24 protein-coding genes and 1 pseudogene are annotated in these 24,059 nt (G+C 71.4%); 10 read left to right on the top strand and 15 right to left on the bottom strand.

Going from position 1 to position 24,059, the window contains the following annotated elements:
• Positions 1-27 precede the first annotated feature (27 nt).
• From recO to ABZ192_RS10870, 3 genes are read right to left on the bottom strand one after another with little or no spacing between them, the layout of a single operon-like run.
• Positions 28-774, bottom strand: a complete 747-nt coding sequence (gene recO, locus ABZ192_RS10880) for a DNA repair protein RecO (protein ID WP_356924168.1) — start codon at positions 772-774, stop codon at positions 28-30.
• Between the two features lie 26 nt (positions 775-800).
• On the bottom strand, positions 801-1,016 hold the full coding sequence (locus ABZ192_RS10875) for a hypothetical protein (RefSeq protein WP_086599578.1): 216 nt from the start codon (positions 1,014-1,016) through the stop codon (positions 801-803).
• Positions 1,013-1,219 (bottom strand): hypothetical protein, encoded by a 207-nt coding sequence (locus tag ABZ192_RS10870; protein WP_356924167.1) that lies wholly within the window; start codon positions 1,217-1,219, stop codon positions 1,013-1,015. The genes ABZ192_RS10875 and ABZ192_RS10870 overlap by 4 nt, the downstream gene beginning before the upstream one ends.
• Before the next feature lie 179 nt (positions 1,220-1,398).
• On the opposite strand from ABZ192_RS10870, the gene ABZ192_RS10865 reads away from it, so the two are divergent.
• Positions 1,399-1,869 (top strand): GNAT family N-acetyltransferase, encoded by a 471-nt coding sequence (locus ABZ192_RS10865; RefSeq protein ID WP_356924166.1) that lies wholly within the window; start codon positions 1,399-1,401, stop codon positions 1,867-1,869.
• 7 nt (positions 1,870-1,876) lie between these two features.
• On the opposite strand, the pseudogene ABZ192_RS10860 reads toward ABZ192_RS10865, so the two are convergent.
• The 4 genes and pseudogenes from ABZ192_RS10860 to ABZ192_RS10845 all read right to left on the bottom strand — a co-directional run.
• Positions 1,877-2,145, bottom strand: a pseudogene (locus ABZ192_RS10860) (allophanate hydrolase subunit 2 family protein); the annotation flags it as partial.
• 47 nt (positions 2,146-2,192) lie between these two features.
• Positions 2,193-3,356 carry an abortive phage infection protein gene (locus tag ABZ192_RS10855; RefSeq protein ID WP_356924165.1) on the bottom strand — a complete coding sequence of 388 codons (1,164 nt, stop codon included), beginning with the start codon at positions 3,354-3,356 and terminating at the stop codon, positions 2,193-2,195.
• Between the two features lie 96 nt (positions 3,357-3,452).
• Complete coding sequence (locus ABZ192_RS10850) at positions 3,453-3,899, bottom strand: protein phosphatase (protein ID WP_356924164.1); 447 nt, start codon at positions 3,897-3,899, stop codon at positions 3,453-3,455.
• A gap of 33 nt (positions 3,900-3,932) precedes the next feature.
• Positions 3,933-4,646, bottom strand: coding sequence for a FadR/GntR family transcriptional regulator (locus ABZ192_RS10845; RefSeq protein WP_356924163.1), 714 nt, complete (start codon positions 4,644-4,646; stop codon positions 3,933-3,935).
• A gap of 241 nt (positions 4,647-4,887) precedes the next feature.
• Between ABZ192_RS10845 and ABZ192_RS10840 the strand changes: the two genes are divergently transcribed.
• From ABZ192_RS10840 to ABZ192_RS10820, 5 genes are read left to right on the top strand one after another with little or no spacing between them, the layout of a single operon-like run.
• Positions 4,888-6,519 carry an ABC transporter substrate-binding protein gene (locus ABZ192_RS10840; RefSeq protein ID WP_356924162.1) on the top strand — a complete coding sequence of 544 codons (1,632 nt, stop codon included), beginning with the start codon at positions 4,888-4,890 and terminating at the stop codon, positions 6,517-6,519.
• 4 nt (positions 6,520-6,523) lie between these two features.
• The gene (locus ABZ192_RS10835) at positions 6,524-7,486 is read left to right on the top strand and encodes an ABC transporter permease (protein ID WP_356924161.1); all 963 of its coding nucleotides are present in this window, start codon (positions 6,524-6,526) and stop codon (positions 7,484-7,486) included.
• 8 nt (positions 7,487-7,494) lie between these two features.
• Positions 7,495-9,471: a dipeptide/oligopeptide/nickel ABC transporter permease/ATP-binding protein gene (locus ABZ192_RS10830; RefSeq protein WP_356924188.1), complete on the top strand. Its 1,977-nt coding sequence runs from the start codon at positions 7,495-7,497 to the stop codon at positions 9,469-9,471.
• The gene (locus ABZ192_RS10825; RefSeq protein ID WP_356924160.1) at positions 9,468-10,487 is read left to right on the top strand and encodes an ABC transporter ATP-binding protein; all 1,020 of its coding nucleotides are present in this window, start codon (positions 9,468-9,470) and stop codon (positions 10,485-10,487) included. The genes ABZ192_RS10830 and ABZ192_RS10825 overlap by 4 nt, the downstream gene beginning before the upstream one ends.
• Positions 10,484-11,416, top strand: a complete 933-nt coding sequence (locus tag ABZ192_RS10820) for a dihydrodipicolinate synthase family protein (protein WP_356924159.1) — start codon at positions 10,484-10,486, stop codon at positions 11,414-11,416. Before ABZ192_RS10825 ends, ABZ192_RS10820 begins: the two co-directional genes overlap by 4 nt.
• A gap of 36 nt (positions 11,417-11,452) precedes the next feature.
• Here ABZ192_RS10820 and ABZ192_RS10815 read toward each other — a convergent pair whose 3' ends face one another.
• The 5 genes from ABZ192_RS10815 to leuA form a co-directional block, all read right to left on the bottom strand.
• Positions 11,453-12,115, bottom strand: a complete 663-nt coding sequence (locus ABZ192_RS10815) for a response regulator transcription factor (RefSeq protein ID WP_356924158.1) — start codon at positions 12,113-12,115, stop codon at positions 11,453-11,455.
• Positions 12,112-13,326, bottom strand: a complete 1,215-nt coding sequence (locus tag ABZ192_RS10810) for a sensor histidine kinase (RefSeq protein ID WP_356924157.1) — start codon at positions 13,324-13,326, stop codon at positions 12,112-12,114. Before ABZ192_RS10810 ends, ABZ192_RS10815 begins: the two co-directional genes overlap by 4 nt.
• Before the next feature lie 17 nt (positions 13,327-13,343).
• Positions 13,344-15,449, bottom strand: a complete 2,106-nt coding sequence (locus tag ABZ192_RS10805; protein ID WP_356924156.1) for an MMPL family transporter — start codon at positions 15,447-15,449, stop codon at positions 13,344-13,346.
• Between the two features lie 227 nt (positions 15,450-15,676).
• Positions 15,677-16,375, bottom strand: coding sequence for a TerB family tellurite resistance protein (locus ABZ192_RS10800; RefSeq protein WP_356924155.1), 699 nt, complete (start codon positions 16,373-16,375; stop codon positions 15,677-15,679).
• A gap of 186 nt (positions 16,376-16,561) precedes the next feature.
• Positions 16,562-18,283 carry a 2-isopropylmalate synthase gene (gene leuA, locus ABZ192_RS10795; protein WP_356924154.1) on the bottom strand — a complete coding sequence of 574 codons (1,722 nt, stop codon included), beginning with the start codon at positions 18,281-18,283 and terminating at the stop codon, positions 16,562-16,564.
• A 319-nt stretch (positions 18,284-18,602) separates the two neighbouring features.
• Here leuA and ABZ192_RS10790 point away from each other — a divergent pair, with 319 nt between their 5' ends.
• The 3 genes from ABZ192_RS10790 to ABZ192_RS10780 are packed head-to-tail and all read left to right on the top strand — an operon-like array spanning position 18,603 to position 21,347.
• Positions 18,603-19,673 carry a M4 family metallopeptidase gene (locus ABZ192_RS10790; protein WP_356924153.1) on the top strand — a complete coding sequence of 357 codons (1,071 nt, stop codon included), beginning with the start codon at positions 18,603-18,605 and terminating at the stop codon, positions 19,671-19,673.
• A gap of 20 nt (positions 19,674-19,693) precedes the next feature.
• Positions 19,694-19,960 carry a protealysin inhibitor emfourin gene (locus ABZ192_RS10785; protein ID WP_020273176.1) on the top strand — a complete coding sequence of 89 codons (267 nt, stop codon included), beginning with the start codon at positions 19,694-19,696 and terminating at the stop codon, positions 19,958-19,960.
• A 58-nt stretch (positions 19,961-20,018) separates the two neighbouring features.
• Complete coding sequence (locus tag ABZ192_RS10780) at positions 20,019-21,347, top strand: GH1 family beta-glucosidase (RefSeq protein ID WP_356924152.1); 1,329 nt, start codon at positions 20,019-20,021, stop codon at positions 21,345-21,347.
• Here the strand turns inward: ABZ192_RS10780 and ABZ192_RS10775 are convergent.
• From ABZ192_RS10775 to ABZ192_RS10765, 3 genes are read right to left on the bottom strand one after another with little or no spacing between them, the layout of a single operon-like run.
• Positions 21,337-22,149, bottom strand: coding sequence for an SAM-dependent methyltransferase (locus tag ABZ192_RS10775; protein ID WP_356924151.1), 813 nt, complete (start codon positions 22,147-22,149; stop codon positions 21,337-21,339). The genes ABZ192_RS10780 and ABZ192_RS10775 overlap by 11 nt on opposite strands.
• Positions 22,150-22,207: 58 nt before the next feature.
• Complete coding sequence (locus tag ABZ192_RS10770; RefSeq protein ID WP_356924150.1) at positions 22,208-22,486, bottom strand: DUF397 domain-containing protein; 279 nt, start codon at positions 22,484-22,486, stop codon at positions 22,208-22,210.
• Complete coding sequence (locus ABZ192_RS10765; protein WP_356924149.1) at positions 22,483-23,355, bottom strand: helix-turn-helix transcriptional regulator; 873 nt, start codon at positions 23,353-23,355, stop codon at positions 22,483-22,485. Before ABZ192_RS10765 ends, ABZ192_RS10770 begins: the two co-directional genes overlap by 4 nt.
• Positions 23,356-23,602: 247 nt before the next feature.
• Here ABZ192_RS10765 and ABZ192_RS10760 point away from each other — a divergent pair, with 247 nt between their 5' ends.
• A complete protein-coding gene (locus ABZ192_RS10760; protein WP_356924148.1) occupies positions 23,603-24,049 on the top strand; it encodes an ATP-binding protein in 447 nt (148 codons plus the stop codon).
• Positions 24,050-24,059: the final 10 nt, after the last annotated feature.

Here is a 24,059-nt window from a genome sequence, read left to right as displayed (position 1 = left end):
TCGTCTCCTCGTGCTCGCTTGCTTCGCTTACTTCTCCACGTAGCGCAGGGAGCGCAGCCCGCGCTCCATGTGCCAGTGCAGATACGCGGACACCAGCCCGCTGCCCTCCCGGACGTAGCGCGCCTCGCAGGCGTCCGCGGTCTCCCAGTCTCCCGTAAGCAGCGCGCCGAGGAGTTCCAGGGCCTGGGGCGAGGGTACGACGCTGCCGGGCACCCGGCAGTCGACGCAGACGGAACCGCCCGAGGCGACGGAGAAGAACCGGTTGGGCCCGGGCATACCGCACTTCGCGCAGTCGGTGAAGCTCGGGGCGTAGCCGTTGACGGCGAGGGAGCGGAGCAGGAACGCGTCCAGCACCAGATGCGGCGCGTGCTCCCCGCGGGCGAGGGTCCGCAGCCCGCCGACGAGCAGCAGGTACTGCTGCACGGCCGGCTCGCCCTCGTGGTCGGTGAACCGCTCGGCGGTCTCCAGCATGGCCGTGCCCGCGGTGTACCGCGCGTAGTCGGTGACGATCCCGCCGCCGTAGGGGGCGATGGTCTCGCTCTGCGTGCACAGCGGCAGCCCGCGTCCGACCAGTTCGCTTCCCTTGGCGAAGAACTGCACGTCGACGTGGGAGAAGGGTTCGAGGCGCGCACCGAACTTCGACTTCGTCCGGCGCACGCCCCTGGCTACCGCCCGTACCCGTCCGTGACCGCGGGTGAGCAGCGTGATGATCCGGTCCGCCTCACCCAGCTTCTGGGTGCGCAGCACGATGCCGTCGTCGCGGAACAGACTCATGGCGCCATTCTCGCAGGGTCATCGTGTCAAGGGACCTCGCCCCTGCTGCGGGCGTTGGCGTACGCCGTCGCCGCGCGCAGCCGCTCGGCCGGGGTGGCGTGCCGGACGGCACCGGGGTCGGCGTCCCACTCCTTCCCGCCGCCGTACGGCCTCAGCTGCACATAGGGCCCCTCATGCCCCATGACGATGCCGATGCGGCCGCTGCGGGTGTCCACGACGTACGCGCCGACCGGAGGCTTCATCGCGGCACCGCCGCGAGCCGCCGGGCGGTCCGAACGGAACACCGGTCCAATTCCACGAGCGGACAGGGGACTTCCCGCACAAGATGCACCGGGTGAAGCCCCGGTGACGTCAGGACAATTCCGGCCTCGGCGAGTTCTGCCCGCAATTCTTTCACCGCATCCTCCGCTTCTTCGGCGCCGAGCGCCGAGTGTCGTGCCTCCACCGTGCTCCCCCTCCTTTCGGAGTTTCACTCTTCGCATCCCCTCGGTGACTCTCCGCGCCTACACTCGGGAGGGGTCTGTGCCCTACAACTGCGGCGCGCCGCAAAGGGGTTCGGCAAAAACGAAAAGCTGATCGGTGAAAAGCGGTATGCGGATTACTTCGCGCCTACGATCCCGCTGCATGGAACAGACGTGGACCATGCGCCCGGCCGGGCCGGCGGATGTCGAGCCGATAGCGGAACTGCGGGCGGTGGTGATGCGCCCGGACCTGGAGCGCCTGGGCCGCTATGACGAACACCGGGTCAGACAGCGCCTGCGCGACGGTTTCTCCGCCCGGCACACCTCGGTGATCGAGGCCGACGGCTCCTTCGCGGGCAGCGTCGCCCTGTGCCCGTCCGGGACCGACGCGAACGGCCACTGGCTGGAGCACTTCTATCTCGCCCCGGCCCTCCAGGGCCGCGGTCTGGGGGCGGCGGTCCTGCGCACCCTGCTGACCCGGACCGACGAGGACGGCGCGCTCGTCCGCCTGAACGTCCTGCAGGGCAGTCCGGCCCGGCGTCTCTACGAGCGCCACGGCTTCATGGTCGTATCCCAGGACCCGGTCGACGTCTTCATGCTGCGGCTGCCGGCCGCCGGCCCCGCAGGGGTGTGAAGCGGCCGCGCAGCCCGCAGGTGGTGGCGCCGACGTCGAGCACCGCACCCGATGGGCAGGCGGGCGGGGCCGCCCCAGGCCGCCGGCCTGCCGTCGCCGGGCACCGGTGCGGGTGCCCCGGTGACGGCCACGGTCCCCGGCCGGGTGGCGCGTATCGCCACGCCGGTCAGGGTTGGTCTCCAGCGTGGCGGCGTCGGCGGGGTTGCCCACCAGCCGGTGGGCCGGCTGGTCCAGGGCGCCGGAGCGGGGTACGCCGAGAGCCGCGTGGCCGAACCGCCGCCGGGTGTTGGCCTCCTGGACATCCGGCCCGTGACGGCCGGTGCCTACCCCGGCTGCCCGGCGCGGTGGCTCGCCGCCCCGTATCGGCGGGCCACCGCGTGGAACGCCTCCTTCGGTTCCCAGTGCCAGCCGGACGCGGGGTCGTCCGGGCGGTCCTTGATCGCCTTCGTGATGGAGTACGCCGCGATGTCGAGGTCGAGACGGGGTTCGTCCGGGCGGTGCGGGGAGTCCGCACTGAGGAACTCGAAGGTCATCGCCGCGTACAGGCCCATCGACGCGAAGACGTCCAGCAGGTCACCCACGTAGTCGGCCTGGACCCGCTCGCTGCGGACCAGGTCGCCCTTGACCACCGGCGGCTCCTTGTCGTAGTCGACGACGTCCCAGCCCATGCCGGCGGTCTCGGGCGCACCGACGTAGGCGCACGTGCCGAACTCGGTGATGGCGAGCGGCTTTCCCCACCGCAGGTACCGCTTCAGCTCCCGGACGTACTCGGACCGCTTCGGGAAGTACGAGTAGTAGTCGATGCCGACGATGTCGAAGAGGTTCCAGTCCGGGTCGTCGATGGACTGGGCGGCGGCGTAGCTGAGGTCGCCCTTGAAGACGGAGCGGCCGGTCTTCGCGGCCTTCGCCGTGAAGCCGGCGAGGCGGCGCAGCGTCCGGGGCCAGTCGACGGTGCCGTTCTGCAGGTGCCTGATGCGCTCCAGGGCCGTCTCGCCCGGCAGGATGCCGGGGACGAACAGCCAGAACTCGCAGCCGACGCTGAGGTCGACGCTCGCTCCCTGCCGGCGGAGCCGCTCCGCGAACCGGCCGGTTTCGGCCAGGTGCTCCAGGATGTCCCGCTGCGGGGCGTCTCCGAGTGTCGGCTGCAACCAGACGTGCAGCCCGCGTTCGGCGGCCTCGGCGGCGGTGGCGGTGAGCCGCTCGACGCCGTCCCCGGTGACGTCGATGGTGTCGGCGTGCAGGTCGTCCCGGATGGCCCGGACATCGGCCCGCATCCGCCGAGCGTTCCACGCGGTCCCCGGCGTCTCGCCCTCCCCGACCGTGTAGACGACGCCCCGCCGGCGCAGTCCCCTGCCGTGCCGGGGCTCCGTCGCCCGGGCCTGTCCGGCCGGTCCCAGTGCCCCGGCGGCCCCCACCGCCGCCGCTCCGGCCAGGAACTGCGCCCGGCTGATCGCCTTGGTCTGTTTGATCCCCTTGGTCTCTTCCATGCCGTTCACTGTGCCGAGCAGGCACCCGGCCCCGCTGTCGGCCGTCGGTCTACGGCGGCGCTACCAAGGTAGGGGGCGGCACGCCGAAGGAGAGGCTCATCCCTCACCGAACCGGCGTACGTACCGCCGCTGCCAGGGCGTTTCCACCGCATGCCGGTCGTAGTGCCGGCGCACGTACGCCACCGCCTCCTCGGCGGGCACGCCGTCCAGGACCGCGAGGCAGGCCAGGGCCGTGCCCGTGCGGCCGCGCCCTCCGCCGCAGGCGATCTCCACGCGCTCCCCGGCGGCCCGTGCCCAGGCGGCGGCCAGCACCTCGCGGGCGCCTGCCCGGTCCGACGGGAGACGGAAGTCGGGCCAGCGGACCCAGCACGCCTCCCAGGGAACCTCGGGCGGCTGCCGGCCGAGCAGGTAGACACCGTAGGAGGGGCGGGGCGCGCCGGGATCCATGGGGTGGCGGAGACCTCGTCCCCGTACCAGTCGGCCGGAAGGCAGTCTCAGGACTCCGGCGCCATGCTCACTCCACAGCTCTGTCACGCCCCTCATCATGCTCCGCAACCCGCCGACCAGGGAGCGGAATCAGCCCACTCCCCGGGACTCCTGTGCCGCCCGGGCCTCGATCCCCCGGAAGTGCACCGCCATCGCCCGCTGCGCCGCCTCGGCGTCGCGGGCGCGCAGGGCGGTGACGATGTCGCGGTGGCGGCGGACCGTGATCTCGGGGGACGGGTCGTCGGTCCAGCCGCGGGCGCCGGAGACCCGGCGGAAGACCGTCCAGAACGCGCCGAGGAGCTGCGGGACCAGCGCGTTGCCGAGGGAGGCGTACAGGATCTCGTGGAACTCGCGGTCCAGCTCCGGGAAGGAGCGCCCCGTGCCGCCCGCGCGCTCCATACAGGTCACCACGCCCTCCAGCCGGTCCAGTTCGGCCTCCGTGGCCGTCGCGGCGACCCGGCGGATCAGGCCCTCCTCCAGTACCTCGCGGACCTGGAGGATCTCGGCGAGGGCGCCGGGGTCGTCGTCGTGCCGGGCCAGGGTGCGGAAGGTCAGCCCGTCGACGAGGGGGGTGAGGGAGGCCTGGCCGACGTAGGTGCCGTAGCCGTGTCTGATCTCGACGATGTCGAGGGCCTGGAGGGCTTTGAGGGCCTCGCGGACGGAGTTGCGGCTGACGCCGAGGTCCGCCATGAGTTCGGCCTCGGTGGGCAGCGGCGCGCCGGCGGTGAGTCTGCGGTCGAGGATGAGCTGCACGACCTGGCGTTGTACCCGGCTGGTCCTGGGCTCCTCGGACATGCGCCGCATCGTACGCGCCCGGGACGTCCCACGTCCCACCTCTGGCGGTACCCGGTACGAACCCGTCCTGATAGCTCGTCAACTCACCTCGTCGGTAGTGTCATTGGTCCGACCTGTGGCAGATACGCCATTCGTGTGCGATCCCTTGACCGCCCCCACGGCCCCTCCTATGGTCGCGCTGACCGCAGGACGTAGGACGTCGTATCTCCTCAGCCAGTCCCTTCCCCCCAGACCTCTCGCTGGAGGACCCGTGCGCGACGTGACCCCTGACGTGCCGGCGCCGCACCGCCGGACCTTCCTGAAGTACACGGGCGCGCTGGGCGCGGCCACCGCCGTCTCCGCGTCACTGTCGGCCTGTTCGTCCGGGCCCGAGTCGACGAACGACACCGGTGGCGGCGGCAGCGGGGCGAACCGGACGCTGACGGCGGTGATCGGCTACGGCAACGACGGCAGCTGGGATCCCACCCAGACGGCGTCCGCGTTCTGCATGGCCGCCAACCACCACATGTACGAGGGTCTGCTCGACACCGACCCGATCTCACGCGAGCCGTACGCGGCCCTGGCGACCGAGGTGCCGGAGGACCCGGGCAGCACGTCCTGGAGGTTCACGCTGCGGGCGGGCGCGAAGTTCCACGACGGCAAGCCGGTCACGGCCGACGACGTGGTCTTTGTCTTCGAGCGGATCCTCGACCCGGACACCCAGACCCTCGCCAAGGGCTTCTTCGCGAGCTGGCTGAAGGAGGTCCGGAAGATCGACGGGCGGACCGTGGAGCTGGTACTCAAGTTCCCCTTCCCGGACGGGCTTTCGCGACTGACCCTCGCCAAGATCATGCCGAAGCACGTGTTCTCGAAGCCCGGTGCCTGGGACGACGCCATCAAGGGCAAGGCGATCGGCTCGGGGCCGTACCGGCAGACCGCGCACCACCCGAAGTCGAACACGACCTTCGAGGCTTTCGACGACTACAACGGCCCCCGCAAGCCGGCGTTCCGGAAGATGAACTGGCTGACGATCGTGGACGCAGCGCCCCGCGTCGCGAAGATCTCGGGGTCGAGCGCGGGCGCGCAGATCGCGGACAACATCCCGTACGCCAACATCGCGCAGCTGGAGAGCAGCGGGCTGACCGTCGCCGGCGGGGCCGGGATGAACAACCTGTTCCTGATGTTCAACACCCGGCACAAGCCCTTCGACGACGTGCGCGTACGCCAGGCGCTGCACTACGCCATCGACACCGAGAAGATGGTGGAGGTCGCGCTCAAGGGCCATGGGAAGCCGTCGAGTTCCTTCCTCGACGAGAGCAACCCGTCCTACCGCCGGGCCAAGACCGTGTACGACTACGACCCGGACAAGGCGAAGGCGCTGCTGAAGCAGGCCGGGGTCAGGGGGCTGGGCATCGACATCCTCGCGGTGAACGTGAGCTGGATCGTCGACTGCCTGCCCACCATCAAGGCCTCCTGGGACGCGATCGGCGTGAAGACGACCCTGTCCCCGCAGGAGACCACGGCCGTGTTCACGAAGATGGACCAGAAGCAGGACTACCAGGTCGTCGCCGCCGCCTCGAACCCCAACCAGTTCGGCCTCGACGCCGACCTGATCATGCACTACAACTACGGGCCCGAGAACCTGTGGATGCAGTACACGCGGTGGGCGGGCGACCCCGTCGCCAAGGCGCTCTTCAGGGACATGGACCGGGCCACCCGGGAGCCGGATCCCGAGAAGAAGAAGGCGATGGTCCAGGACTACATCGACGTCGTCGCCGAACAGGCCGTGCTCTACCCGGTCGTCCACAACGAGCTGATGACGGCCTGGGACCCGAAGCGGCTCAGCGGCATAAGGGCCCAGCCCTACCCCGGCATCAACCTCCTCCAGGCCAAGTGGGCCTAGCGGCATGACGGCAGTCCTGCGGATCCTGCTCCGCCGCGTCGCCCTGCTCGTGCCGCTGATGCTCGGCATCGTGCTGTTCGTGTTCCTGGTGATGCGGTTCTCGGACGTCGACCCGGCGTCCGCGTTCTTCCAGGGCGCCAACCCGACACCGCAGCAGCTGCACGACTTCCGCGAGGAACACGGCCTGCTCGACCCGCTGCCCGTGCGCTACGCCGACTTCGTCGCCGACCTGCTCCACGGCGACCTGGGCACCAGCGCGCTGACCCGGGCGCCGGTGATCGACCAGGTCACCACCGCGCTGCCGCTCACCCTCCAGCTGACCTTCCTGGGCCTGGGCGTCGCGGTCGTGCTGTCCCTCGTGGGCGGCGTGACCGCGGCGATCTACCGGGACCGGCTGCCCGACCAGATCATCCGGGTCGTGTCGCTGACCGGTGTCGCGGCGCCCGGCTTCTGGCTGGCGCTGCTGATGATCCAGTACCTGGCGGTCGACCTGGGCTGGTTCCCGACCGGCGGCTACATCAACCCGGCCGACTCCTTCACCGGCTGGCTGAAGACCATGACGCTCCCCGCCCTCGCCCTCTCCCTTCCGGTGGCGGCCCAGCTGACCCGGATCGTACGGACGGCGGTGGTCGAGGAACTCGACAAGGACTACGTACGGACGGCGATCGGCAGCGGGCTGCCGCCGCACGTGGTCGTGGGGCGGAACGTGCTACGGAACGCGCTCATCAACCCGCTCACCGTGCTCGGGCTGCGCGTCGGCTATCTGCTGGGCGGCGCGGTCGTCATCGAGACGATCTTCTCGCTGCCCGGCATGGGGAAGCTGATGATCGACGCGGTGAAGAACGGCGATCCGGCCGTCGTCCAGGGCGTCGTCCTGACCACGGCGGCCGGGTTCGTCGTCGTGAACCTCGTCATCGACGTCCTCTACCTGCTGGTCAACCCGCGACTGTGGGATGCGACCACGTGATGACCCGCATGATGACCCGAAAGAGCCTCACCGAGGCGCTGTCCCGGCCCGGCCTGCGGCTGCGCGGCTGGCGGCGGCTGCCGCTGCTGTCGAAGGCCGCCGTCTGCTTCCTGGCGGTCGTCGTCCTGCTGGCGCTGCTCGCGCCGCTGCTCGCCCCGCACGACCCGCTCGACCAGCAGCCGCACGTCGACGGCACCGGGCATCCCTCCGCCGGGCACTGGATGGGCCAGGACAGCCTCGGCCGGGACATCCTCAGCCGGCTGATGTACGGGGCGCGCTGGTCGCTGGCGATCGGGCTCGGCGCCACCGGCCTGGCGCTGGTGGCCGGGGCGCTGCTCGGGGCGATCGCCGCGACCTCCCGCAAGGCGGTGGACGAGACGCTGATGCGCTGCCTGGACGTCGTCATGGCGTTCCCGGGCATCGCGCTCGCCGCCGTGCTGGTGGCCGTGTTCGGCGGCGGCATCACGGTGCTGATCTGCGCCATCGCGTTTCTGTTCACACCGCCGGTGGCCCGGGTCGTCCGGGCGAACGTCCTCGACCAGTACGGCGAGGACTACGTGACGGCGGAACGGGTCATCGGCGCCCGGACACCGCACATCGTGCTGAAGCACGTGGCGATCAACTGTGCCGCGCCGGTGCTGGTGTTCTGCACGGTGCAGGTCGCCGAGGCGATCGTCTTCGAGGCGTCGCTGTCCTTCATCGGAGCGGGCGTACGGCCGCCCGACCCGTCCTGGGGCAGTGTCATCGCGGACGGCAAGAACATGGTGCTGACCGGCGGCTGGTGGGCGACCGTGTTCCCCGGCCTGCTGATGCTGGTCACCGTGCTGTCGCTGAACATCCTGTCCGAGGGGGTGTCCGACGCGTGGGCGGCCCCGTCGGCGCGCGAGGTGGAGGTCCCCGAGGACGACGACCGCCTCCAGGCGCCGGAGTCCGGCAGCGGGGAGGTCGTCCAGCTGCCCGGCCTGACGGAAGCGGCCCGGCGGCTGCGGGCCCGGGCCCGTCAGTTGTCCCGGGACGGGCAGCCGGTGCTGGCGGTGGAGAACCTCACCATCGGCTTCGACCAGCGGCACGGCGGCGTCGACATCGTGGACGGCATCGGCTTCGAGGTGCGTCCCGGTGAAGTCCTCGGCCTGGTCGGTGAGTCGGGCTGCGGCAAGTCGCTGACGGCCCTCGCGGTCATGGGCCTCCAGCCGAAGGGGGCGCGCGTCGGCGGCCAGGTCCGGTTCGACGGGCGCGACCTGCTCGCCGAGCCGATGCGCGTACGCCGCAGGCTCCTCGGCCACGAGATGGCGATGATCTACCAGGACGCGCTGTCGTCGCTGAACCCGGCCATGACGATCCGCGCCCAGCTCAAGCAGGTCGTCCGGCGCGGCGGGCGGCGCGAACCCGCCGAGTTGCTGACGATGGTCGGCCTCGACCCCGAGCGCACCCTGCGCAGCTACCCGCACGAACTGTCCGGCGGGCAGCGGCAGCGCGTCCTGATCGCCATGGCCCTGTCCCGCGACCCGAAACTGATCGTCGCCGACGAGCCGACGACCGCCCTGGACGTGACCGTGCAGGCCCAGGTCATCGAGCTGCTGCTGCGGCTGCGCGAGGAGCTCGGCTTCGCGCTGATCCTCGTCTCGCACGACCTGGCGCTGGTCGCGGACGTCACCGACCGGGTGGCGGTGATGTACGGCGGGCAGATCGTCGAGATCGGCGTGACCGCCGACCTGGTGGAGGCCCCGGCCCACCACTACACGCGCGGCCTGCTCGGCAGCGTGCTGTCGCTGGAGTCGGCGCAGGAGCGGATGACGCAGATCAAGGGGGTCGTGCCGTCCCCGGCCGACTTCCCGGCCGGGTGCCGGTTCGCCGACCGGTGCCCGCGGGCGAGCGGAGTCTGCCGGACGACGGCCCCCCTTCTGACCGGTACGCCGGCGCACACGGTGGCCTGTCATCACCCGGCCGTAGAGCCGGCGACGACCGAGACCGAGGCAGTGTCATGAGCGCGCTGATGGAGCTGTCCGACGCCCATGTCGTGCACAAGGCCCGCAGCGGCGGCCTGTTCACCCGCGACCGGGTGTACGCCCTGACCGGCGCGGACCTGGCGATCGCGCCCGGCGAGACCATCGGCGTGGTGGGCGAGTCGGGCTGCGGGAAGTCGACCCTGGCGAAGGTGCTCGTGGGCGTGGAACGGCCGACGCGGGGCACGGTGTCGTTCCGGGGCCGCGACCTGTGGGCGATGCCGCCCGCCGAACGCCGCCGGACCGTCGGCGGCAGCACCGGCATGATCTTCCAGGACCCGTCCACGGCCCTGAACCGCCGCCTGACCGTACGGCAGATCCTGCGGGACCCGCTGGACGTGCACGACCGGGGCACGCGCGGGCAACGTGACGAGAGAGTCCGGGAGTTGATGTCCCTGGTCGGTCTCCCCCGGGCCCTCGCCGACGCCCTGCCCGGCCAGTTGTCGGGTGGGCAGCGGCAGCGCGTCGCGATCGCCCGGGCGCTGGCGCTCGACCCGGACCTGGTCGTGGCGGACGAGCCGACCAGCGCCCTGGACGTGTCGGTCCGCGCCCAGATCCTCAATCTGCTGCTGGACCTGAAGGAACGCCTGGGACTGGCCCTGGTGTTCGTCTCCCACGACATCCAGACGGTCCGGCGGATGAGCGACCGCGTGATCACCATGTACCTGGGCCGGATCGTCGAGGAGTCCCCGGCCGCCCTGGTCACCGACCGGGCCCGGCACCCGTACACCCGCGCCCTGTTCTCCGCCACGCCCGGCCTGCTCAACCCGATCGAGCCGATCCCGCTGGCCGGCCCCGTCCCGTCGGCGACCCGCCCGCCGAGCGGCTGCCCGTTCCGCACGCGCTGCTGGAAGGCGGACGGGACGTGCGCGGAGGTGATGCCGGACTTCTCGGTCGCGTCGGCCCCCGCACACCGCTTCCGCTGCCACCATCCTGTCCAGGAGGACGAGTCGACCCGCGACCTCGTCCGCCGGAGCGACCCGATGGAGGCTTCATGACCCTCACCCCGCTGACCGGTGTCATCCCGCCCGTCTGCACGCCCCTGACACCGGACCGCGAGGTGGACGTCCCCTCGCTGCTCAGGCTGGTCGACCATCTGGTGGACGGCGGGGTGCACGGCCTGTTCGTGCTCGGCTCGACCTCGGAGGCGGCGTACCTGACGGACGCGCAGCGCAGGCTGGTGGTCGAGTCGGTCACGGGCCACGCGGGCGGGCAGCTCCCAGTGCTGGCCGGGGCGATCGACATGACGACGGCCAGGGTCGTGGACCATGTCGCGGCGGTGACGGCGGCGGGCGCGGACGCGGTCGTCGTCACCGCGCCGTTCTACGCCCGCACCCACCCGGCGGAGATCGCCCGCCACTACCGCGCGGTCGCCGCCGCGAGCCCGGTCCCGGTGGTCGCCTACGACATCCCCGTCGCCGTCCACACGAAGCTGCCCGCGGACGTGGTCCTGGAGCTGGCCGCCGACGGTGTCCTGGCCGCGCTCAAGGACTCCAGCGGCGACCTGGCCGCCTTCCGCCAGGTCGTGACCGGGGCCAGGGCGCACCCGGACATCAGCGGCTTCAGCGTGCTGACCGGCTCCGAGCTGATCGTCGACGCGGCGCTCGCGGTCGGCGCGGACGGCACCGTGCCCGGCCTCGGCAACGTCGACCCGCACGGCTACGCCCGCCTGGACCGCCTGTGCCGCGCCGGGGAGTGGAAGGAGGCCCGGGCCGAACAGGAGCGGCTGTGCGCCCTGTTCGGCCTGGTCGGCGTCGGCGACCCGGCCCGCATGGGCCGCGGCTCCTCGGCGATCGGCGCCTTCAAGGCGGCGCTGCACCTGCGGGGCGTGATCGACTGCCCGGTCACGGCGGAGCCGCAGGTGCCGTTGTCGCAGGACGAGGTGGAGCGGGTCGGGACGTACCTGGAAGCGGCGGGGCTCCTCTAGAGCCTGGGCCGGACCCGTGTCCCCCTTGCCTGCCCGTCAGACGCTCCCCGGCGTCACCAGCCCCGACTCGTAGGCGACGATGACCAGCTGCGCCCGGTCCCGGGCCGCCAGCTTGCCCATGATGCGGCTGACGTGGGTCTTCGCGGTCAGCGGGCTCAGACCCAGCGCCTCGGCTATCTCGGTGTTGTTGAGGCCCCGCGCGACCAGCGCCAGCACCTCCCGCTCACGGCCGGACAGGCACTCCGGCCCGCCGGTCTCCGGTGCCGAGGGGCTGCGCAGGAACCGCTCGATCAGCCGTGCCGTGGGCCCGGGCGACAGCAGGGACTCCCCGGCCGCGACCGTACGGATGGCGTCGAGGAGTTCGGCCGGCCTGGTGTCCTTCACCAGGAACCCGGAGGCGCCGGCGCGCAGGGCGTCCACGATGTTCTCGTCGGTGTCGTACGTGGTGAGGACCAGGACCCGGACGCCCGCGAGGTCCTCGTCGGCCGCGATGAGCCGGGTCGCCTCGATGCCGTCCAGGTCGGGCATGCGGATGTCCATCACCACGAGGTCGGGGCGCTCGCTGCGGGCCAGCCGCACGGCCTGCCGGCCGGTGGCGGCCTGCCCGACGACCTCCATGTCCCGGGCCGACTCCACGAGCATCGCGAACGCCTCCCGTACCAGCGTCTGGTCGTCCGCGAGCAGCACTGTGATGGTCATCCGGCCATCTCCCCCGTCGTCAGCGGCAGGACCGCGGTCACCTCGAACCCGCCCCCGGTGCGCGGTCCGGCGTCGAGTGTGCCACCGACGCTGCGCGCCCGCTCCCGCATTCCGACGAGCCCGAACCCCGGGGTGCCGCCCGGTGCCGGTCCGGTGCCGTCGTCGCTGACCGTCAGGTGCAGGGCGCCCTGCCGCTCGTCCAGTTCGACGCGGACGGCCGGTTCAGGTCCGGCATGCCGTACCGCGTTGGTCAGCGCCTCCTGCACGATGCGGTAGGCGGCGGCACCGACGGCGGGCGGTGCCTGCCGTACCCGGACGCTCTGCTCGACCCGGGCACCGGCGAGCCGCGCGGCCTCCGCCAGGTCGGTCAGACCGTCCAGGCCGGGCAGCGGGCCGCGGACGTCCGGGGCATCGTGCTCGCGCAGCACCTCCAGTGTCGTACGGAGTTCGCCCCGGGCACTGCGACAGGTCTCGGCGATGTCGTCCAGCGCCTTGGCCACCGTCTCCCGGTCGAGCCGCTCGGGGTCGGCGGACAGCACGTGGGCGGCGACCGAGGTCTGCACGCCGATGAGGGTGATGCTGTGGGCGAGCAGGTCGTGCAGGTCCCGGGCGATCCGCAGCCGCTCCTCGGCGACCCGCCGCCGGGCCTCCTCCTCGCGGGTGCGCTCGGCACGTTCGGCGCGTTCCACGATGGAGGCGACGTACTGGCGGTAGAAACGCACGTCGACGCCGAGGAACAGCACGGCGACGACCCAGCCGGATGCCTTCAGCAGCCCCAGCGCCTCGTGGGCGCTGATGGTGAGCATCACGCTCACCGACAGGGTGATGACGCCGACGCCGACCAGGGCGGTGCGCAGCGGCCGGCCGGTGACGGCGACGGTGTAGAGGGCGACGTACGCGGCCTGGGTGGCCGCGGTGTGCGGGTAGTCGAGGAAGTGGTAGGGGACGACGCAGGCCACCACGGCGAGCAGGACGAGCACGGGGCGGCGCCGGCGCCACACCAGCGGCACGTGGGAGACGAGCAGCAGGGCCCAGCCGAGCGCGTCGGGCCTGCGGCCGTCGTCGACGAACAGCGCGAGGACGACGGCGAGCGCGGCCGTCAGAACGGCGAGCAGCGCGTCGTTGCGCACGGCGTGCGGAGCGGTCAGCGGATCACGGTTGATCACCGCCATGACCCGATTACCTGTGGTGGGCACCTGCACGGACACCATCCTCGGCCACAAAGAACCTAGCTGCGGGCAGTCGTGCCGCCAGGGGCGGCACGGGTGGGCGCAGCGGCACCCCGCTCCGCCGGGCTGCGCAACCCCCCGCCCTCAGCAACGACAGGCAGCTCCGGTGCACGCGAGAGCCTCCCCGGCCACCAGACCCTCCGCCGCAGCACCACACTCGCCGTCGTCACCAGATACGTCCTCACAAGAAACGTATCCAGCAGCACCCCGACCGCGATGACGAACCCGAGCTCGACAAGCCCGACCAACGGCAGCGTCGTCAGCACAGCGAACGTGGCCGCGAGTACGACACCCGCGGACGCGATGACCCCGCCGGTCGTCCGCAGAGCGGTCAGCGCCGCAGCCTCCGGCTCCGCCCCCTTTACCGACTCCTCCCGCATTCGATGCATCAGAAAGATGCCGTAGTCCACGCCAAGGGCAACCAGGAACACGAACGACAGCAACCCGAGCCCAGGATCCGTACCACCGAACCCGAACACCGGCTCGAACACCAGCCCCCCGATGCCGAGGGCCGCGCCCCACACCGCCACCACGGCCGCCAGCAGCAGCAACGGCGCGACAAGACCGCGCAACAGCCCGACCAGGATGACGAACACGGCGGCCAGCACCAGCGGCACGATCACCTTCCGGTCCCGGGACTCACTGTCGGCCAGGTCGATCTGCTGCGCGCTGGGCCCGCCGACGTAGGCGCCCTCGGGGTCGAGCCCGGCGCGCAGGGCCTCGATGGTGCGGGTTTCGGCCGGTGTCTCGGGGGCGGCCGTGGTGAAGACGGCGATCTCGGTCCAGCCCGAGCCGCTGCGCCCCGGGGCCACTTCGGCGACTTCGTCCGTCGCACGGGCCCGGTCCAGGACCCCGTCGGCCCGGTCGGCCGGGGCGATGACGGTGAGGGGCCGGCTGCTGCGCTCCGGATACTCCCGCGCCAGCGTCCGCATCGCGCTGATCGACTCGGGCCGTTCCGTGAAGGAGTCCTCCTGCTTGATGCTGCCGGACAGGTTCAGCGTGCCGAGGGCGAGCGCACCGAGCAGTACGCCCCCACCCACGAGCACGGTCACGGGCCGGCGCGTCGCCGAGGTCCCCATCGCGGCGAACAGCGACCGGCGGGCCTTCGGCTCGCTGCCGAACGCGGGGATCAGCGGCCAGAAGACCCGCCGTCCGAGCAGCACCAGCACGGCGGGCAGCAGGGTCGTCATGGCGACCAGCGCGGCGAGCACCCCGACCATGCCGACCGGGCCCATGCCTCTGCTGCTGTTGAGGTCGGCGGCGAGCAGGCACAGCAGCCCCGCCGCGACGGTCCCGGAGGAGGCGAGGATCGCGGGCCCGCAACCGCGCAGGGCGGTGCGCATGGCGTCGTACGGCCGCTCGTGGCGCCGCAGTTCCTCGCGGTAGCGGGCGATGAGCAGCAGCGCGTAGTCGGTGCCGGCGCCGAGGACGAGCACGGTCATCACGCCGCCGCTCTGGCCGGTGACGGTGACGTCGAACAGTTCGTGGAGTCCGTACCCGGCGGCCATCGACACGGCCGCGGCCACGCCCGCGACGGCGAGCGGGACCAGCCACAGGAACGGGCTGCGGTAGATCAGGATCAGCAGGACCGTGACGACGGCGAGCGTGGCCAGCAGCAGGGTGCCGTCGATCGTCTCAAACACCTTGCCCATGTCGGTGTTGAGCGCCCCGGGCCCGCCGACCTCGACGCTCAGCCCGCCGCCGCCCTCGGCGACCTCCCGTACGCCGTCCACGAAGGCGTTCCGGGCCTCCTCGTCCTGGCCCGGCTGGGTGCTGGAGACCGGGTACATCAGGGTGGAGCCGTCCTCGGACGGCACACCCCGCGGTTCGCCGGTCAGGTCGTAGGCGCCACGCACCTCGGCGACCTGCTCGGCGGCCGTGCGCCGGTCGGCGTCGGTCAGACCGCCGTCCCGGTGGTACACGAGCACCAGGTCGGTGGACTCGCCTCCCGGGAGCCGGTCCTGGATCCGTGCCACCTGCGTGGAGTCGGCGCTGTCGGGCAGGTAGTCGACCGCGCGGTTCTGCTGGATGCCGGCGAACTTCCCGGCGAGCGGCCCGAGCAGTACGAGGGCGGCGAGCCACAGCCCGACCACCGCCCAGGGCACGGCTCGCCGCCGTGCGGTATTCCTCGTGTCCCCCGCTGTCCTTGTGTCCCCCACTGTTCGGGCTCCCTCCGGTCCGGGTGTCTGGAACGGTCTCCAGACTCCCGGCACACGGGGGCCGATTCGTCGGGCCCGAGGCCGAGTCGGGGGGTACTGCACAGGGCGGTTCAGGCGGCGGATTACTCCTCGGGGAGTAACGGCCTCCAGGCGGCTGGGGAAGGGCCCCCGCTCTACGACGGCGTACGCGCCGCCGCCGCCAGGACCCGTGTCACGTCGTCCGAGCAGATGGTGAGCGCCGCCCCCACCGTCGCGAGCACGTCCCGCTCGGCCGGTGTGTAGGGCCCGTCCGCCAGGGCGATGCGCGCCCCCTGCAGCAGGATCGATTCGCGGCCGACCGTGGCGAGGTGCGGGGCGAGCGGGTCCAGCGCCTCGTGCAGCTCTATGGCCAGCCCCGCACCGCAAGGCTCCCCGGTGATCCGGCCGGTGTCCGCCTCCAGCGCCTCCACGAGGGCGGCGAGTTGCTCCTCCGTGCAGTCGTCGAAGCCGGCCGCGCGCACGGCGAGCACCGCGGACTCCAGCGCCGTACGGGAACCGGCGCCGCCCGCGGCCAGCACGGCCAGGGCGACGGTGTGCACGGCGTCGCGGAGCATCGCGGAGAAGCGGGTGGTGGTCGGGTGGTCGAGGGCCTCCGTGCCGAAGTGGCGGCGGCAGGCGGCGCACTCCACGACCGGGCCGGTCTCGCCGCGCGGCAGCACGGGCAGACCGAGCAGGGTGAAGCGGCGTTGTCCGGTCAGCCGCTGGTAGTTGCGGTCGCCGCCGCAGCCGGGGCAGAAGAACTCCCCGTCACCGGCGGGCGTCCACGCGGTACGGGTGCCCAGGATGCTCGAGAACCTGGCGGCACGGCCGTTTCGTACCCGTCCTGGCAGCACGTCGCACCTCCGTCACGCCGCACGGCAGCGTCGCCGCGCTTGCGTGATGTTAGCCACATCCGTGAGGAGGAGTCAGTACCCCGGAGGAGACCTTTCCGTGACCCTCACAGGGATTGGCCGGTATGCGACGGGGCTCCGACCGCCGGACATCAGCGGACGGAGCCCTCAAACCGCCTACGGGGCTGGTCAGCGCGTCGCGCGGTTGACGGCCGAGACGACCGCCTTCAGCGAGGCCCGCGTGGTGTTCGCGTCGATTCCGATCCCCCACAGGACCTTGTCGTCGATCGCGCATTCGATGTAGGAGGCGGCCTGCGCGGAGGCGCCCTCGCTCATCGTGTGCTCCTGGTAGTCCAGCAGGCGTACGTCGATGCCGACGGACTGGAGCGCGTCGAAGAAGGCCGAGATCGGTCCGTTGCCGGAGCCGGTCAGGACGGTGTCCTGGCCGTCGACCGTGGCCTCCACCGTCAGCGTGTCCACGCCGTCGGTGTCGGTCGTCGACTGGTTGTTCTTGACCTGGATCCGGCCCCACGGGTTCTCGGGGTTGGGCAGGTACTCGTCCCGGAAGGTCGCCCAGATGTCCTTCGGCGTGACCTCTCCGCCCTCGGCGTCCGTCTTCGCCTGGATGATCTTCGAGAACTCGATCTGCATCCGGCGGGGCAGTTCCAGCTTGTGGTCGTTCTTCAGGACGTACGCGATACCGCCCTTGCCGGACTGCGAGTTGACCCGGATGACGGCCTCGTAGGAGCGGCCGACGTCCTTGGGGTCGATCGGCAGGTACGGGACCGCCCACTCGATGTCGTCGACGGTGACGCCCTTGGCGGCCGCGTCGGCCTCCATCGCGTCGAAGCCCTTCTTGATGGCGTCCTGGTGGGACCCGGAGAAGGACGTGTAGACCAGGTCGCCCACGTACGGGTGGCGCGGGTGGACCTCCATCTGGTTGCAGTACTCCCACGTGCGACGGATCTCGTCGATGTCGGAGAAGTCGATCTGCGGGTCGACGCCCTGGGAGAAGAGGTTCATGCCCAGGGTGACCAGGTCGACGTTGCCGGTGCGCTCGCCCTGCCCGAACAGGCAGCCCTCGACGCGGTCGGCACCGGCCATCAGGGCCAGCTCGGCGGCGGCGACGGCCGTGCCGCGGTCGTTGTGCGGGTGGATCGACAGGCAGACGTACTCGCGGCGGGAGAGGTTGCGGCCCATCCACTCGAAGCGGTCGGCGTGGGTCGAGGGGGTCGAACGCTCCACCGTGGCGGGCAGGTTGAGGATGATCTCGCGGCCCGGGCCGGGCTGCCAGACGTCCATGACCGCCTCGCAGACCTCCAGCGCGAAGTCCAGCTCGGTGTCCGTGAAGATCTCGGGGCTGTACTGGTAGCCGAACTCGGTCTCCGGGCCCAGCAGCTTCTCCGCGTACTCCATGACCAGCCGCGTGCCGTCGACGGCGATCTGCTTGATGTCGTCCTTGGAGCCCCGGAAGACGACCCGGCGGAAGACGGGGGCGGTGGCGTTGTAGAGGTGGACGGTGGCGCGCTTGGCGCCCTTCAGCGACTCCACCGTGCGCTCGATCAGGTCCTCGCGGGCCTGGGTCAGTACGGAGATGGTGACGTCGTCGGGGATGGCCCCGGGCTCCTCGATGATGGAGCGTACGAAGTCGAAGTCCGTCTGGCCCGACGCCGGGAAGCCGACCTCGATCTCCTTGTAGCCCATCTTGACCAGCAGGTCGAACATCGCGCGCTTGCGGGCGGGCGACATGGGGTCGATCAGGGCCTGGTTGCCGTCGCGCAGGTCCGTGGAGAGCCAGCGGGGGGCGGTGGTGATGCGCTGGTCCGGCCAGGTGCGGTCCGGGATGTCGACCTGCTCGTAGCGGCCGTACTTGTGGATCGGCATGGAACTGGGCTGCTGGCGGTTCGCCATGATGCGGGGGCTCCTCAGAGTGTCCGGAAGGACGGCCGACGACGCAGCACCAAGCTCCGCGGGGAGGGAGTCGGCCTCGACTACAGGCCCTCGCCGCGGCAGCTAAGGAGAAGCAGCCCGAAACGCATGATGCGCAGCATGCTAGCCGAGGCCCTCCGGGTGCGCGGGTCCGTATCAGTATGCGGGACCGGGCGCGCATACGGGACAAAAAGTGCGCTATACCACTTCACCACGGAGCGTGAGGGCCCTTGTCCCGGTATTTCACCAATCATGGTGGCGACTAGTGACAGTATCGTCACGCAGTGCAAGGGTGCCGGGCATGACGACTCACGGGGGCTTCGAGCCCGTCTTCTGCACCATCGTTCCACCGCATGTCCTCGACAAGCTCGCCCAGGCCGAGGACCCCGCGCTCGCCGGGCCCGCCCGCCGGACCCTGGAGCGCGACGCCCTGGAGCGCACCCATCGCCGGCTGACCACGGTCGTCGGCGCCCCGTCCGTGGCCTCGCCCGCCGGAACCGAGCCGGCCAAGCCGCACCGCACGGTCCACGACGCCCGGCACGGCACGGACCTGCCCGGGCACAAGGTGCGGGGCGAGGGCGACAAGCCCGGCAAGGACGCCACCGTCAACCGCGCCTACGCCGGCCTCGGCGCCACCTTCGAGCTGCTGCTGAAGGCGTACCAGCGCGACTCGATCGACGGCAACGGCCTTCCGCTGAACGCGACCGTGCACTACGACCGCGAGTACAACAACGCCTTCTGGAACGGCGAGCAGATGGTCTTCGGCGACGGGGACGGCGAGATCTTCCTCGACTTCACCATCCCGATCGACGTCATCGGCCACGAACTCGTCCATGGCGTCACGCAGTACACCGCCAACCTCACCTACTTCGGCCAGCCCGGCGCGCTGAACGAGTCCGTGTCGGACGTCTTCGGCTCGCTGATCAAGCAGTACACGCTCGGCCAGACCGCCGCCGAGGCCGACTGGCTGATCGGCGCGGGCCTGCTCGCCCCGCGGGTGACGGGCAAGGCGCTGCGCTCCATGAAGGAGCCGGGCACGGCCTACGACGACGACGTCCTGGGCAAGGATCCGCAGCCGGCGACGATGGACGACTTCGTCCGCACCGGCCGCGACAACGGCGGCGTCCACATCAATTCGGGCATCCCGAACCACGCCTTCTACCTGGCGGCCACGGCCCTCGGCGGCCACGCCTGGGAGCGGGCGGGGCTGATCTGGTACGACGTGCTGACCGGCGGCGAGCTGAAGCAGCAGGCGATGTTCGCCGACTTCGCCACGCTCACCGTCAAGGCCGCGCGGGAGCGGTTCGGCGACGGGAAGGAACTGGACGCCGTGTCGAAGGCCTGGGAGCAGGTCGGGGTGCGGACCCTGTAGTTCCGTACTAGACAGGTGCCATGCGTATTCAGGTGAGGCGCACGGGCGGGTTCGCGGGCATCGAGCGGCATGCCGAGGTGGACACCTCCGGCCGCCCCGATGCCCCCGAATGGCACGCACTGGCCGAGCAGGCGGTCGCCGCCGGCCGGCACACGCCGCCGATCGGGGTTCCGGACGGGTTCAGCTACCAGATCACCGTGGACGGGAAGACGGTGTACGCGGCCGACCCGCGACTGACGGACGAACAGCGGAAGCTGATCTCGCGGGTGCTGAAGGAAGGTGCGTAACAGCTCTTCCGCAGCGGCCTGTTGACTTCCGTTACCGGCGGTACGGATGATCCAGCGCATGGCGACTGACGCAGGCAATCCGATCCCCCGCTTCCCGGCCGGCTTCCTCTGGGGCGTGTCGACCTCGGCGCACCAGATCGAGGGGGCCGCGGACGAGCGCGAGCCGTCCGTGTGGGACGCCTTCACGGCCGAGCCGGGCCGGGTGAAGGACGGCTCGACGGCGGCGGTGGCCTGCGACCACTTCCACCGCCACCGCGAGGACGTGGCCCTGCTGGCCGGCCTCGGCGTGAACGCCTACCGCTTCTCGGTCTCCTGGCCACGCGTGCGCTCCGAGAAGGGCCTGGACTTCTACGACCGGCTGGTGGACGACCTGTGCGCGGCGGGCGTCCGCCCGGTGCCGACCCTGTTCCACTGGGACCTGCCGACGGACCTGGACTGGCTGCAGAGGGACACGGCCGCGCGCTTCGCCGAGTACGTCTCGCAGGTCGCCGGCCGCCTCGGGGACCGGGTGACCAAGTGGATCACTCTGAACGAGCCCGCCGAACACACCCTGCTGGGCCACGCCCTGGGCGTGCACGCGCCGGGCAGGCAGCTGCTGTTCGACGCGCTCCCGGCCGCCCACCACCAGCTGCTGGCCCACGGCCTGGCCGTACGCGCCCTGCGCGCCTCGGGCGCCACGGACATCGGCATCGCCAACTCGCACGGCCCGACCTGGGCGGCGTCGACGGAGGCGGAGGACGTGGAGGCGGCCGAGTTCTACGACGTGCTCCTGAACCGCCTGTTCGCGGACCCGCTGCTGCTGGGCCGGTACCCGGACGGCATCGGCGAGCTGATGCCCGGGGACGTCGAGGCCGACCTGGAGGTGATCGCCGAGCCGCTCGACTGGTACGGCGTCAACTACTACGCGCCGACGCGGGTGGGCGCCCCGCAGGGTACCGACATCACCTTCGGCGGTGTCGCCATGCCCGCCGAACTCCCCTTCGCGGTCCGGGAGATCACGGGCCACCCGGTCACCGACTTCGGCTGGCCGGTGGTGCCCGAGGGCCTGACCGAGCTCCTCACCACCTTCCGGGACCGCTACGGCGACCGGCTCCCGCCCGTCGTCATCACGGAGAACGGCTGCTCCTACCCGGACATCGACGACCAGGACCGCATCACCTACCTGGACGGCCACCTCCGGGCCCTGCACCGGGCACTGGAGGCGGGTGTCGACGTGCGCGGCTACTTCGTGTGGTCCCTGCTCGACAACTTCGAGTGGGCGGAGGGCTACGCACGCCGCTTCGGCCTGGTCCACGTCGACTTCGAGACCCTTCAGCGGACCCCGAAGTCGTCGTACGGCTGGTACCGGGAAGTGCTGCGGGCCCAGGCGGCGGGGACTACGGCTTGATGCCCACCCCGGTCCACAGGCTGACCTCGGCGTCCGTCGGGGCGTCGCCGTCGGTGGCGTCGGGCCGCCAGCGGTGGCCCACGGTGACGCCGGGGTCGAGCAGCTCCAGGCCGTCGAAGAAGCGGGCGACGTCCGCCCGGGAGCGGAACTGCACGGGCGTCCCGGCCGAGGTGTAGATGTCGGTGACCTTCTGCCAGGTCGCCGGGTCGAAGTCGGGCGTGCAGTGGCTCAGCGCCAGGGCGCTGCCGGAGGGCAGGACGTCCAGCAGGCGGCGCACGATGCCGTACGGGTCCTGGGCGTCGGTGACGAAGTGCATCAGGGCGTTGAGGGAGAGCGCGACCGGGCGGCTCAGGTCCAGGACCTCGGCCAGTTCGGGTGCGGTCAGCAGCGTCTGTGGGTCGTTGACGTCCGCCTCTATGTACGTCGTCCGGCCCTCGGACGTGCTGCGCATCAGGCGCTCGGCGTACTTGAGGACGAGCGGGTCGTTGTCGGCGTAGACCACGCGGGCGTCGGGGACCACGGACTGGGCCACCTGGTGCAGGTTGGGCTCGGTGGGGATGCCGGTGCCGATGTCCAGCCACTGGCGGATGCCGTGCTCGCGAGCGAGGACGCGGGTGGCGCGGTGCATGAAGGCCCGGTTCTCGCGGGCGCAGACGAAGATGGCGGGGTAGGCCTCGGCGACCCGCTCGGCCGCCTGCTTGTCGACCTCGAAGTGGTCCTTGCCGCCGAGGTAGTAGTCGTACATGCGGGCGGAGTGCGGCCTGCTGGTGTCGATGTCCCGCGCGGCCTGCGAGTTGCTCATGGGGGTGCCTCTCGTGGGGGGGTGGTGCGAGTCCGGCTCGGTGGGGGCTCAGTGGGGGTCAGTGGGCCGAGTGGGCCGAGTGGGCCGAGTGGGCCGTGAGATGGTCGGCGAGGCCCTGCTTGACCCCCGCGACGAACGCGGTGATCTCCTCGGGCGTGTAGATCAGCGCGGGACCTGCGGGATCGGCCGACTGGCGGACCGCCACGCGGCCGTCGGCCAGTTGCTTGGTCTCCACGCACTGGCCCCCGTTGGGGCCGCTCCACGGACGTTCCCAGCCCTGTTCCCCGAGGTCCGACGCGGGCATCCCGTTGTAGACGGTGCCCTCGGCGATGGTCATGAGTACTCCTTCCGCATGCGGTGCAACAGCGCCTTGCTGTCCGCGGACGAGGTCTTCAGCGACAGCCGGTTGTGGGCCTCCAGATGGGCCACGACGTCGGCGCGCTGGTCGAGGTAGACGGAGGCGGAGAGGATCTCGCTGTAGACGATGTCGGGCAGCTCCCGCTCCTCGAACCGGAAGTAGGTGAAGGGCGCGCACGCCCCGACGTGGGCGGCCGCGTCGAACGGCACGATGTCGACGCTGACGTGGTCCAGCTCGGAGGTTTCCAGGAGCCGGTCGATCTGCTCGCGCATCACCTCGGGGCCGCCCACCACCCGGTGCAGCACGGCCTCCTCCATCACCACCCACAGCGTGGGCGCGTCCGGCTTGGTGAGCAGGCTCTGGCGGCGCAGCCGCAGCTCCACGCGCCGCTGCAGGTCCTCGTCGTTGTCGTTCGGGAAGCCTCCGCGCAGCACGGCACGCGCGTACCCGGGTGTCTGGAGCAGGCCCGTGACGTACTGCGGCTCATAGGTGCGCAGGGTTTTCGCGCCGGTCTCCAGACTCACGTAGGCGGTGAACCAGGACGGCATCACATCGCGGTACGGGTGCCACCAGCCGGGCTCGTTGGCCCGCTCGGCCAGGGTGACGAACTCGTCGATCTCCTGCTGCTCCGCCCCGTAGGTCTGGAGCAGCTTCTCGACGTAGAGGATCTTCAGGCCGACCTCGGCCTTCTCCAGGCGGCGGATGGTCAGCGGTGTGACGCGCAGGGCCTTGGCGGCGGCGTCGAGGGAGAGGCCCGCGGTCTGCCGGGCCTCCTGGAGGCGGCGTCCCAGGATCATGCGGAGAACGGTGGGCGCGCCGGCGCCGGTGCCTGATCGCGCGTCGCTCACGCCGTGCCTCCCGAGGGGTCGTCACCGGCGCAAGCGTGGCAGGGAGTTGATCGTTCCGCCAAGCGGCCCGGAGCAGCGATACCTTCCTTCTGAAATTATCAGGCAGATGGTTGCAGCGTGAACTGCTCTGCGAGCATAGTTACTTGTGCGAACAGGACACCGGAACCCCCAACTCCCCTTTCCGGCCGCTCCGATTCGCGCCTCGCCCCTTCCTTGACTGCGCCCACCCCCACGGAAGGCGAACGCCGTGTCCCCCCACACGACTTCCACCCCCCAGTTCCTGGACGCGGTGCGCCCGGGCCGCACGCACTGGCTGGAACTGCCGTCCCACCGGACCAGCGTCAGAGTCGCCCGTCATGCCACGCAGGCGCGGCTGGCCTCCTGGCGGATACCCGACGACGTGTGCGCGAACGCGGTCCTGCTGGTGTCCGAGCTGGTGACCAACGCCGTTCTGCACACGCCCGGCGCGTGGGTCCTGTGCGGCGTCGGCCGCAGGACGCAGGGGCGTTTCCGGCTGGAGGTGCACGACGGCGACCTCACGGGCCGGGGCATCCCCGACCACTGTCCCGGCCTCGACGACGAGGGCGGCCGCGGCCTGCTGCTCGTCCGCGAGATAGCCGACAGCTGGGGAGTCACACGCTCGCCCCTCACCGGCGGCAACGCGGTCTGGGCGAGCCTGGCGACAGCGTTATAGCGCGCCCTGC

This window comes from Streptomyces sp. NPDC006235, assembly GCF_040613735.1.
Classification (GTDB): Bacteria; Actinomycetota; Actinomycetes; order Streptomycetales; family Streptomycetaceae; genus Streptomyces.
Note: the sequence above shows the minus strand (reverse complement) of the source record. Positions and strands in the feature narration are given on the sequence as shown.

Coding starts and splice junctions, on each gene's coding strand:
- recO (WP_356924168.1), bottom strand. CDS start 774: ATGAGTCTGTTCCGCGACGACGGCATCGTGCTGCGCACCCAGAAGCTG.
- ABZ192_RS10875 (WP_086599578.1), bottom strand. CDS start 1,016: ATGAAGCCTCCGGTCGGCGCGTACGTCGTGGACACCCGCAGCGGCCGC.
- ABZ192_RS10865 (WP_356924166.1), top strand. CDS start 1,399: ATGGAACAGACGTGGACCATGCGCCCGGCCGGGCCGGCGGATGTCGAG.
- ABZ192_RS10855 (WP_356924165.1), bottom strand. CDS start 3,356: ATGGAAGAGACCAAGGGGATCAAACAGACCAAGGCGATCAGCCGGGCG.
- ABZ192_RS10850 (WP_356924164.1), bottom strand. CDS start 3,899: ATGAGGGGCGTGACAGAGCTGTGGAGTGAGCATGGCGCCGGAGTCCTG.
- ABZ192_RS10845 (WP_356924163.1), bottom strand. CDS start 4,646: ATGCGGCGCATGTCCGAGGAGCCCAGGACCAGCCGGGTACAACGCCAG.
- ABZ192_RS10835 (WP_356924161.1), top strand. CDS start 6,524: ATGACGGCAGTCCTGCGGATCCTGCTCCGCCGCGTCGCCCTGCTCGTG.
- ABZ192_RS10830 (WP_356924188.1), top strand. CDS start 7,495: ATGATGACCCGAAAGAGCCTCACCGAGGCGCTGTCCCGGCCCGGCCTG.
- ABZ192_RS10825 (WP_356924160.1), top strand. CDS start 9,468: ATGAGCGCGCTGATGGAGCTGTCCGACGCCCATGTCGTGCACAAGGCC.
- ABZ192_RS10820 (WP_356924159.1), top strand. CDS start 10,484: ATGACCCTCACCCCGCTGACCGGTGTCATCCCGCCCGTCTGCACGCCC.
- ABZ192_RS10815 (WP_356924158.1), bottom strand. CDS start 12,115: ATGACCATCACAGTGCTGCTCGCGGACGACCAGACGCTGGTACGGGAG.
- ABZ192_RS10810 (WP_356924157.1), bottom strand. CDS start 13,326: ATGGTGTCCGTGCAGGTGCCCACCACAGGTAATCGGGTCATGGCGGTG.
- leuA (WP_356924154.1), bottom strand. CDS start 18,283: ATGGCGAACCGCCAGCAGCCCAGTTCCATGCCGATCCACAAGTACGGC.
- ABZ192_RS10790 (WP_356924153.1), top strand. CDS start 18,603: ATGACGACTCACGGGGGCTTCGAGCCCGTCTTCTGCACCATCGTTCCA.
- ABZ192_RS10785 (WP_020273176.1), top strand. CDS start 19,694: ATGCGTATTCAGGTGAGGCGCACGGGCGGGTTCGCGGGCATCGAGCGG.
- ABZ192_RS10780 (WP_356924152.1), top strand. CDS start 20,019: ATGGCGACTGACGCAGGCAATCCGATCCCCCGCTTCCCGGCCGGCTTC.
- ABZ192_RS10775 (WP_356924151.1), bottom strand. CDS start 22,149: ATGAGCAACTCGCAGGCCGCGCGGGACATCGACACCAGCAGGCCGCAC.
- ABZ192_RS10770 (WP_356924150.1), bottom strand. CDS start 22,486: ATGACCATCGCCGAGGGCACCGTCTACAACGGGATGCCCGCGTCGGAC.